The organism is Promicromonospora vindobonensis (assembly GCF_042685865.1).
Lineage (GTDB): Bacteria > Actinomycetota > Actinomycetes > Actinomycetales > Cellulomonadaceae > Promicromonospora > Promicromonospora vindobonensis.
This window is the reverse complement of the sequence record NZ_JBHUOG010000001.1, coordinates 1,053,862-1,063,211: the sequence shown is the minus strand read 5'-3', so window position 1 is coordinate 1,063,211 and position 9,350 is coordinate 1,053,862. Positions and strand designations below refer to the sequence as shown.

Here is a 9,350-nt window from a genome sequence, read left to right as displayed (position 1 = left end):
AATGAGCCCCGGGCCAACTCCGTACGGTGGAGGCAGAAGCTTGACGGGAATATGGCGCGTGACGCGGAGACCGACAAGATCCTGGCCGATCGAGGCTGGATCGTCCTGCGCTTCTGGGAGCACGAGGATTCGTCGGTCGCGGCCGACAAGGTGCGGGCGGCTGTCGGCAGGGCCGGCTGAGCGGGTAGGCAAAGCTTACGGACGTGACAGCGCGGGGAGGTTGTGGCTCATTTGGTGGTCCGCGCGTTAGGTATCGCCTAGGTACGGTGTGACTACACCTGATGGTGGCGAGAGGATGGGCTCGGTGACTTCAGAATCATGTACCGACGTCTTACGGTGATTGTGGAGTGTGGCTGCGAGCACTGCGTTCAATACGCCGATCGCAAGGACCTCGGACTTCCGTTACGAGCCGAAGAAGTGAACGTCGAGGTGGCCGCCGCAGCGATCTGCGGCACTGCCAAGGGACTGCACTCGGTGGTGCAGAAGGCGTATCAGCTGCCATTCGGCCGGGTGGAGCCTATGCAGGAGAAATTCGGCCCCTGGGTCGCCTGACTTCGCACACGGGAACCTTGAGAGCCTAGGTGGAGCCGCGCGGGGAAGTGGTGTCTCGGTGCAAATGCCAGCACCTGATCTTCGAGTGGCACGCAGCAGGCACGCCCCGCGTCCGCTAACCTAGAAACCGCGGAATCCCAACGATCCAGCGCCCCCAAACCACATGATCAACTTCTAGTTGGTCGCTCGGCCGCCCTTGGGCGGTCGGCCGGGCCTCTTCTGCGTCCTGGGGTGTCGTGGACACCCATGGACGCGAACAGTCCGGCATGGGCCTTTTGCGGGCAGCATGCTCCGTCGGCCTGGCCCGGTGATCTCCCGCCGGCCTCGCCTGCACAGCTACCTCACGAAGCTGTTCGGCGAGCGCTAGTTGTGCCCATCAACAACCCGCTCGACGCGGTCGAAGTTGCTGGTCTCTCGGGGGTCGCCGACGTCACCCTCGGGGTCGGTGTCCAGCGGGACGACCTGGCCGTCGCGGCGCAGCGCCCAGGCCACCAGTGGCGCGCGCAGCTCGGTGTCGTCGTCCTTGTAGACGGCGACCCACACGTCGGCGGGAATGAGCTGCACGATGTGCTCGTCATTGCTGGTCTGGTCGCTGCTGACGTCCGGTGTCTCGGTCATGGTCGGCACGCTATCCGACCCGGTTGCCTGCGGCCGCGCACCAAGCCGGCACCGAGTTCGAGGAGGGTCCGCCGGCAGCCAGCTCGACCTTCTGATCGAGAGCCGCACACCGGCCGAGAGCCCCACGAGCACCGCCGTCGCTCCAGAGGCCAGCGGACCCGCCGGACTGCCGCTACAGCCTCCATCCTGTGAGGCAGGGACCAACGAGAGACGGGCGGTAGGTTCGGCCTCGAACCGGGTGGAACGGCCGGGCACGAGCGAGGAGAAGGCGTGTACAGCAAGCGCGAGCGAGAACCGAGCGACACGGACGGCGCCGTCGTCGGACCGGACGTGGTCGTACTGCGACATGCGGCTACCGAGCTCGCTCGACGCGGTGCTGACGATGCCGTCGCCCGGTTCCGGCGTGCGATCAGGATGCGGGACGTGGCCGACGTGACCCGAGGGAGCACATGAGATGCGCCCGACCCTGATCCTGCTGTCCGACTCCGCAACGAAGGCGGTGATCCTCGAACGTCTTCGAACGGCAGGGGAGTACCAGCCGGAGCCGGTCTTTGACCGCCTGACCGTGGCCGGTGCGTCGTTCGGTGTCGATCCCACGGACGCGGTCCTCGTCGAGTACGACGTCGGCGTGCTCGAGCGGGTGCTGCCTGGTGGCCGGGCGCACGCGGTGATGATCGAGTACGGCGCGCGCGAACAGGTCAGGCCGCTCGTGCTGGCAGTGGCAGACGGCCTCGACGGAGTCCTCGACACCAATTACGGACCGTACCTGCGGTTCGGTGACCTGCCTGCGTCAGGATGGCTGGCGCGGCCCGGACACCCGGGTCGGGATGACACACCCGGCGATCCGCTCGCGGTCTTCGAAGAGCAATCGGAGGAAGTGGTTCGCAATTGATATCGTCGATTCAACGACCTACCTGATCTGCAGGGGAGTCCGCGCCGCTCTGGCGTGTTCGATTCCGCGGAGGTCGTCATGGTCAATCCCCCTTCAACGTCGCGGTGGGTCCCGTTGTGGGACATGGTGGACGGCCCGATGCCACGAGGCCTCCTCGGCCTGGGTGACCCGGACGTTCATGTCATCGACGGTGTCCCCACGATGTTCCTCGGTGGGTTCAGCACCACGTTCCGGAACCGCCTGTACGTCGCCACGCTCGCCGAGACCGCCGAGACCGCCGAGACCGCCGAGACCGCCGAGACCGCCGAGACCGCCGATCCAGCCTCATCCACCTGGCGTATCGAGACCGACAACCACGGGCGCGCACGCCCCGTGGCCGCGGATCCTCCGCGAGGGGCATGGGACGGCGCCGGGATGCACACACCGTCCTACGTGCCGGCCGCCAACGGGCATCCCGCGCGGATCTACTACACCGGACGCGCCTCCCTGAAGCAGTACGGCGCTCAGAGCCGGTACGCCATCGGAGTGCTCGAGTACATCGATGAGCGGTGGGTGCGCCGATCGGAGCCCCTGATCCGAGGCGTCGCGCCACGGCTCAGTGTGCTCGAGCCCCTTGTCGTCCAGGATGACGGGCGCTACATCATGTGGTTCCAAGCGAACCAGCACGAGATCGGCCCGGGTGAGCTGCCGGACTATGAGCTGCACGTCAGCGAGAGTGCTGACGGGATCGCCTGGGGCGAACCACGGGTGTTCGCGACATCCGAGGAGGGGTTCTTCGACAACGCCGTCACGCGCACGCCAGATGGTTGGCTCATGGTCCTCGCACGTGGCGCCGACATTCACGGGACCGGTGGCTTTCCCCCGCAGGGCCTGTGGGTGAGCGTGGCGCCACAGCTGACCGCGGATCGCGCCGGCTGGTCCGAGCCGCGACATGTCGTGCGGACGGACGATCCCGGCACTCCCGAGTCCCTTGCCCGCGGTGTCTACGGCCCTGGGGTGCTGCGCACCGCAGGGCCTGACCGCACGATCGTCTATGCGACGGGCGTGCGTGCGACGCCGCCCTGGCCCCGGCTTCTCCTCCAGCGCCTTCTTGGCGGGCGACGGCTCCCGGTTCCCGCGCCCTTCTACCTCAGCGTGGCGGCGGTCGAGCTCTGAATGGGTCCCGCCGTCGAAGGAGGGACCAGCCCTCTCATCCCGCACGGTCGTGCGACGTGAGGCGTGGCACGCGGAGCAGCCCGAGATGCTGCGCTCTGGCGAGCGCCTCGTTGCGGTTCGAGACCCGGAGCTTCTGGTAGATCTTGCGGATCTGGCTCCGAACGGTGGTGACCGAGACGCCGGACTGCGCTGCCGTCTGCTCGGCGGTCGCGCCGGCGCTCAGAGCGCGGAGCACCGCGCTCTCGCGCGGGGTCAGGTGCACCAGCATGCCCGACGGCGGTGTGTTGCGTCGGGCAGGAATCGCGCCGCTGTGCAGCAGCAGCGGATTCGGCACCAACGCCAGCGCGGAGAGCTCGTCGAGCTCGTCGTCCCGCAGTGCGAGGAACGGCGAGACGTGGGCGGGCGTGGACCGCAGGCGGATCGCCGCCAGGAACGAGGTAGCGCCGCGCTCGGGGTGGCCCGTCCGCAGGCTGGCGATGGCCAGTGCCAGGTGGTGTCCCATCTGGTCGTTCACCGGAAGGTCGTGGTGCTGGAGCGCTTCGGCGGACATCCGCATCGCTTCGTGGTGTTCTCCGGCCAGGAGGTGGGCCCAGGTAGCGTGCAGCATCAGCGCCTCGACCTCGGCGTGCCGGTCGGCGAGGCTGAGCACACGTGTGCCGGCCCCGACCCTCAGGAGGAGCTTGGCCTCGGCGCGTAGGACGAGCTCTCCGGTCATCGTTGTCGGATCGGGTCGGAGGGCACCGTGCTGCTGGCGCGCCGTGTCGAGCATCCGCAGGCCCTTGTGCGGGTCGCCGTAGTGCGCCTCGTAGCCGGCGTTCGCGTAGGCCACGAACGGCCAGAGCTCCACCTTCTGTGTCACCGCCCCGATCCGGCTCAGAAGCCTCGCCGCCGTGGTGGGGTCGCCCTCGTCGATGGCGATGAGCGCGCGGGCGATCTCGGCGCCGACGGTGGTCAGGTGCTGGATCCAGTCCGGAAGGGGACCCGAGCTCTCGAGCGTCGCGAGCCAGGTGCGGGCGAGATCGAGGTGGCCTCGATAGGCGGCGAGGAGCGCGAGGTTCGCAGCGGCTGCGGTCCCGGCGTAGTGGGCGTAGGGCGGGTCGCCCGCTTCGTCGTGCGCCCTCGTGAACAGCTGGGTCGCTCTGTCGAGGGAGCCGGCAAGCATCGCCGTGAGTCCACGTTCCGCTGACAGCCATCCTGGACGGGCCGCTGCTCGGACCGACAGCCAGGGCAGAGCCGGTCGGACGGTACCCAGCCTGACCTGTGCGTCCGTCCAGGCACCCAGGTGCTCGGCCCCCTTGTAGTCCCCGCGCATGCGCCCGGAGATGACTGCGGCCGCACCGGCGGTGACGAGGTCGCCGGGCCGGGTGAGGGACGGCAGCCGCTTGCTGTAGCGCTGCCCCGTCACCACGTAGAACTGGAGCGCCCGGCGCAGCTGCTGGTGCTCGCCCTCGGCATAGCTCATGCGGTGGTAGCCGAGCAGGACGGCGTGCAGCAGTCGGGGACGTGCGTCGAACGCGCTGGAGGGGATGCCTTCGACCGCCCGGAGCAGTTCGGGCGCGAACCTGCTCGCCAGGTCGTACCAGAGGGCGTCGAAGAGGGCTTCGATCCGGTCGAGGTCTCCGGATCCGAGGCTTGTGCGGATTTCTGTGTCGGTGAGTGAGTCCAGTCCATCAGGTGAGGTGGGCACGCTTCGGATCCTGCCTCTCCCGCGAAGTGACCGCGCTGTCAGAGCGGGTGAAATTGATGTCAGAACTGATGATGCGGCTGATGATTTTTGCCGTCTCAGGCGACGAGCGACTCGCACATCGACGTCCTATGGGGAGTGCAAGAGGCACGCGACAGGCGCGTGCGAACAGGAAGGGACACCCATGCAGAGCTCGTCTGAAGGTCGTCGCACCGGTCGCATGAGAAGCCGTCAACGGACGAGGACGCCGAGAGCACCGGGCGGCGGACAGCGTCTGGTCAGGCGCCTGATCGGAGGAACGCTGGCCACCATGACGGCCGCGACAGGGATCGTCGCCGCAGCGGCGCCGCCGGCGTTCGCCGAGACCGTGTACGAGATCGAGGGTGAGTGGGAAGAGGGCACGCCGGCGACGGTGGGCCGCGGCGACGTGGTCAACGCCGTGTGGCGGGTCAACGTCAACGACGACGAGGAGGCGCCGGCGAACGAGCCGGTGGAGAACGTGACGTTCTCCGCCACCCTCGACAAGGGGCTGTTCGAGGAGGTCCCGAACGTGTGCCTCACGGCGGACGTCGATCCGGTCTCGGTGATCTCCGAGGACGGCAAGACGCTGACCTGCAACCTGGGCACCGTCGTGCAGGGCACCGCCGTCGTGGTGCAGACACCGGTCGTCGTCGACGGCGCGACAGGTGAGCAGCTCACCGCTGTCGGCGAGATCAACGGCCAGGAGCAGCCGCTGGACCCGATCGACATCGCGAACGACTTCGCGCTGGACATGCAGTTCGGCGGCAACACGGAGTACTACCACTGGAACGAGGACTACACGACGGTCGACGTCGACCTGCAGTGGGCGCTGCGGTTGGGCAAGGGGTCGGACCAGGGCCCGGACTCCGTGACCTACCGGCTGCAGCTCGCCGACAGCAACGGCGCCACTGTGACCGTGGGGACGAGCAACCGCGGCGTCGTGGGCTGTTCCCCCTTCGATTCCAACCGGGCGAGCGGTGTTCCCTGGTCGGAGCTGCCGGGTTACCCGGCCGACCAGCAGACGTCCTTCGTGGACAACTGCACGCTGACGCCGGTCGCGGGCCAGTCAGGAGTCTTCGACCTGACGCTGAGCGGCATCAACTATGACCTCGCCACCGTGCCGAAGTACGACTCGACGGTCGGGCGTGCCCCCCTGCCGACCGACTGGAGCTACATCGCCAGCGGCAGCATCTGGCTGCACGTGGCAACGAACCAGGCCGGTTCGATCACGCTGCAGTCCAACGCGCCGACGTACACGTCGACGACAGGGCTGACGTCCACCGACCTGGCCGGCAACAACTCCACGAGCAAGACCTACGTGCTGCCTGGCAGCTGGGCCGCACCGTGGTACCGGGGCTTCACCGGCGCCGGTGGCACGAACTGGGACGACACCTACCGCGTCTCGGCCGGGACGCAGGTCATGCAGTACCTCAACAACTACTACCCCTCCCGTCTGCCTGTTGCCCCTACCGCGCAGCAGGGGCAGTGCCTGGTGTTCGACGCGGACTACGTCGACTTCAGCCCGGTCCCCGAGGGCCAGGCACCGATGATCCTCGGCTTCAACCACGGCGGTGGGTCGGGCGCACTCGACAACCCGCCAGCGCTCGAGTACTACGTGGGCGACGTCGGTGACCCGAACACGTTCAACTGCGGTAGCGACCCGGCGAACTGGACGACCACGGAACCTGCGGACCTGACCACGATCCAGGCTGTCCGGATCCTCTTCCCGGACTCGCTGGCCACGGACGAAGGCTGGCACGGTATGCAGCTCCGGGCCTACCCCACGATCCAGGCCGACGCCCCCACCGGTCAGGACGTGTGGATGTTCGGCTCGGTGTACAACCCGGTCAGCGGTGTGTGGGAGGGCCCAGGTGAACCGTGGGACTCCAGCCCGATCGCACAGACGCCGGGAGCGCGCTACCCGTCCACGAACGGGCGCCGCGACATCCTCCGGATCATCTACGCGACCCCCGCCATCCAGAAGAGCGTCAACCGGGCAGTGGTCAGGCCCGGTGAGCCGGCGACGTTCACGCTGACGTACTCGGCCAACGGCTCGGGTGCGCTGCCCGACACGGTCGACGACTACTCGATCGTGGACACCCTGCCGGTGGGCATGTCCTACGTCGGCGGGTCGGCGGACCCGGAGCCGACGGTGACCACGAACGGCGAGGGGCAGCAGGTCCTGACCTGGTCCATCGACGATGTGCCGACGAACGAGGAGCAGGAGCTCACCTACCAGGCGGTGGCCGGCAACTCGGTGGTGCCGGGCCAGGTGCTCACCAACACCGCCACCAGCTCCCTGGCCGGTGAGTCGTCGCGTCCCGCGACCGCTCAGGTCACGGTCAGCACCAGCGGCAACACCCTGATCGCGAAGACCACCGACCAGTGGTTCATCGCCAACCCGGACGGTTCGGGCAACGGCACGGGGTCGTGGACGGTGACGCTCAAGTCCGAGGACCCGCTGCCGCAGGCCTACACGGACACCATCGACATCCTCCCGTACAACGGTGACGGCCGCGGGACGGGCTTCGAGGGCACCTATGCGCTGACGGGGGTGGACGTGCCGGCGGGCGCGACGGTGTACTACACCGACGCGGACCCGGCGACCCTCTCCGACGACCCGGCGGACGAGTCGAACGGTGCGGCGGGCGAGCCGTCGGCCGTGTGGTCCACGACGATGCCCGCCAACCCGACGGCGATCCGTGTCATCGGTGGTGAGCTCGCTCCGGGCGAGACGCTGGCCTTCAAGGTCAACATCGCGACCGAGGGCGCGGACCCGGGCGACACCTGGGTGAACCGTTCGCAGGCTCGTGCCGAGCACACCCGGCTCGTCATGCGCACGTCGGAGCCGCTGACCATGGGCACGATGTACTCGGCGTCGCTCAAGAAGTACGTCCAGGACCTCGACGGCACCTGGCGTGACGCGAACGATGTCGCCGACTACCCGGTCTTCCGCGACGGTGACACGATCCGGTACCGGATCGTGGTGGAGAACACGGGTCAGGGCACGCTGACCGACGTCGTCGTCTCCGACGACAAGCAGCCGGACCTGGGCTCGTTCACCATCGACTCGCTGGAGCCCGGTGGCTCGGAGAGCCACGAGTTCGAGATCACCGCTGACGCCTCGACGGGCGAGAGCATCGTCAACACCGCCTGCGCGGAGGCCGCCCAGCCGGACGACACCGAGGACCCGCCGACGATCAACTGCGACCCCGCAGGTCTCACGATCGTCGGTGACCCGGCACACGAGAAGACGCTGATCTCGGCGGAGCCGATCGGTGACGGTCAGTGGGAGGTCGTGTACGGCATCGAGGTGACCAACACGAAGGCCGCGGCCACGTCGTACACGCTGGACGACGAGCTGCACTTCGCCGACGCGGCGGCCATCGTCTCGGCCGAGGTGACGACGTCGCCCGACGGGGTGACGCTGGCCGAACCGGCCTGGGACGGTCAGAAGAACCTCACCGTCGCCTCCGCGGTGCCGCTCCTCGGCAACGAGGACGGTGACTACGAGCCACACCGGTACGAGCTGACCGTGATCGCCGACGTCCCGCTGCAGGTGCCCGGTGCGGGCACGGCGGACGACCCGACCACGTGCGGCGCCGACGGTGACGACTCCGACACGGCGTTCAACAACACGTCCGCGATGACCGACCCGGCCGGCCAGGTCGAGGACGATCAGGCGTGCGCGCCGATCCCGTCGATCGACATCACCAAGTCGGTCGTCGGCGACCCGGTCGCCGGCAAGGACGGGAAGTGGACGATCACGTACGAGATCAAGGCCACCAACAGCGGTGACGCCGACGGCAAGTACACGCTCACCGACCGCCTGCGGTTCGGTGCGGGCATCGACGTCACGTCCGCGGACGTGACGGCGACGCCCAAGGGTGTGACCGCAGCGGAGTCGTGGACCGGTCAGGGCGTCGAGGGTGACGACGCGAACGTCGTCGCCACCGCCGTGAACCTGCGTGCGGGAGCCACCCACACGTACCGGGTCAAGGTCCAGGCCACCGTCGACGGCGACGCCGCCAACGAGTCCACGTTCACGTGCCCCGAGTCCGGCTCCGGCAAGCCGGGCGGGTTCGCGAACACCGCCGGTATCGGTCACAACGACCTGACCGACAGCGCGGACGCGTGCGCCACCCCCAAGGAGCCGGGCAAGCCTGCCGAGCCCGGCAAGCCCGCCGAGCCTGGCACACCGAACGAGCCCGGCGACCCCGGTAACCCTGGAACGCCGAGCGACCGGTCGCCCCTCGCGATGACGGGCGCAAACATCGGGTGGATCGCCGGAGGAGCAGCGCTCCTGATCCTGCTCGGTGCCGCCGCGCTGGTCATCTCGCGTCACCGCCGCACCATCGGCTGACGCCTCCGTACCGGAAGCCCTGCCCGCAGCCCACACCCCCGGCTGTGGGCAGGGCTTCCGCCCCA

General features: G+C 68.5%; 8 protein-coding genes. 6 read left to right on the top strand and 2 right to left on the bottom strand.

Going from position 1 to position 9,350, the window contains the following annotated elements; genetic code table 11:
• The first annotated feature begins 51 nt into the window (after positions 1-51).
• The gene (locus tag ACFS27_RS05040; RefSeq protein ID WP_377180751.1) at positions 52-180 is read left to right on the top strand and encodes a hypothetical protein; all 129 of its coding nucleotides are present in this window, start codon (positions 52-54) and stop codon (positions 178-180) included.
• 138 nt (positions 181-318) lie between these two features.
• The gene (locus ACFS27_RS05035) at positions 319-552 is read left to right on the top strand and encodes a hypothetical protein (protein ID WP_377180750.1); all 234 of its coding nucleotides are present in this window, start codon (positions 319-321) and stop codon (positions 550-552) included.
• Between the two features lie 363 nt (positions 553-915).
• On the opposite strand, the gene ACFS27_RS05030 is transcribed toward ACFS27_RS05035, so the two are convergent.
• Positions 916-1,170: a hypothetical protein gene (locus ACFS27_RS05030; RefSeq protein WP_377180749.1), complete on the bottom strand. Its 255-nt coding sequence runs from the start codon at positions 1,168-1,170 to the stop codon at positions 916-918.
• 270 nt (positions 1,171-1,440) lie between these two features.
• Here ACFS27_RS05030 and ACFS27_RS05025 point away from each other — a divergent pair, with 270 nt between their 5' ends.
• The 3 genes from ACFS27_RS05025 (at position 1,441) to ACFS27_RS05015 (ending at position 3,217) form a co-directional block, all read left to right on the top strand.
• The gene (locus tag ACFS27_RS05025) at positions 1,441-1,623 is read left to right on the top strand and encodes a hypothetical protein (protein WP_377180748.1); all 183 of its coding nucleotides are present in this window, start codon (positions 1,441-1,443) and stop codon (positions 1,621-1,623) included.
• A gap of 1 nt (position 1,624) precedes the next feature.
• Positions 1,625-2,062, top strand: coding sequence for a hypothetical protein (locus ACFS27_RS05020; protein WP_377180747.1), 438 nt, complete (start codon positions 1,625-1,627; stop codon positions 2,060-2,062).
• A 138-nt stretch (positions 2,063-2,200) separates the two neighbouring features.
• The gene (locus tag ACFS27_RS05015) at positions 2,201-3,217 is read left to right on the top strand and encodes a hypothetical protein (protein ID WP_377180746.1); all 1,017 of its coding nucleotides are present in this window, start codon (positions 2,201-2,203) and stop codon (positions 3,215-3,217) included.
• A gap of 34 nt (positions 3,218-3,251) precedes the next feature.
• On the opposite strand, the gene ACFS27_RS05010 is transcribed toward ACFS27_RS05015, so the two are convergent.
• Positions 3,252-4,904: a helix-turn-helix transcriptional regulator gene (locus tag ACFS27_RS05010; protein WP_377180745.1), complete on the bottom strand. Its 1,653-nt coding sequence runs from the start codon at positions 4,902-4,904 to the stop codon at positions 3,252-3,254.
• A 307-nt stretch (positions 4,905-5,211) separates the two neighbouring features.
• Here ACFS27_RS05010 and ACFS27_RS05005 point away from each other — a divergent pair, with 307 nt between their 5' ends.
• Complete coding sequence (locus ACFS27_RS05005; protein WP_377180744.1) at positions 5,212-9,285, top strand: DUF7507 domain-containing protein; 4,074 nt, start codon at positions 5,212-5,214, stop codon at positions 9,283-9,285.
• Positions 9,286-9,350 lie beyond the last annotated feature (65 nt).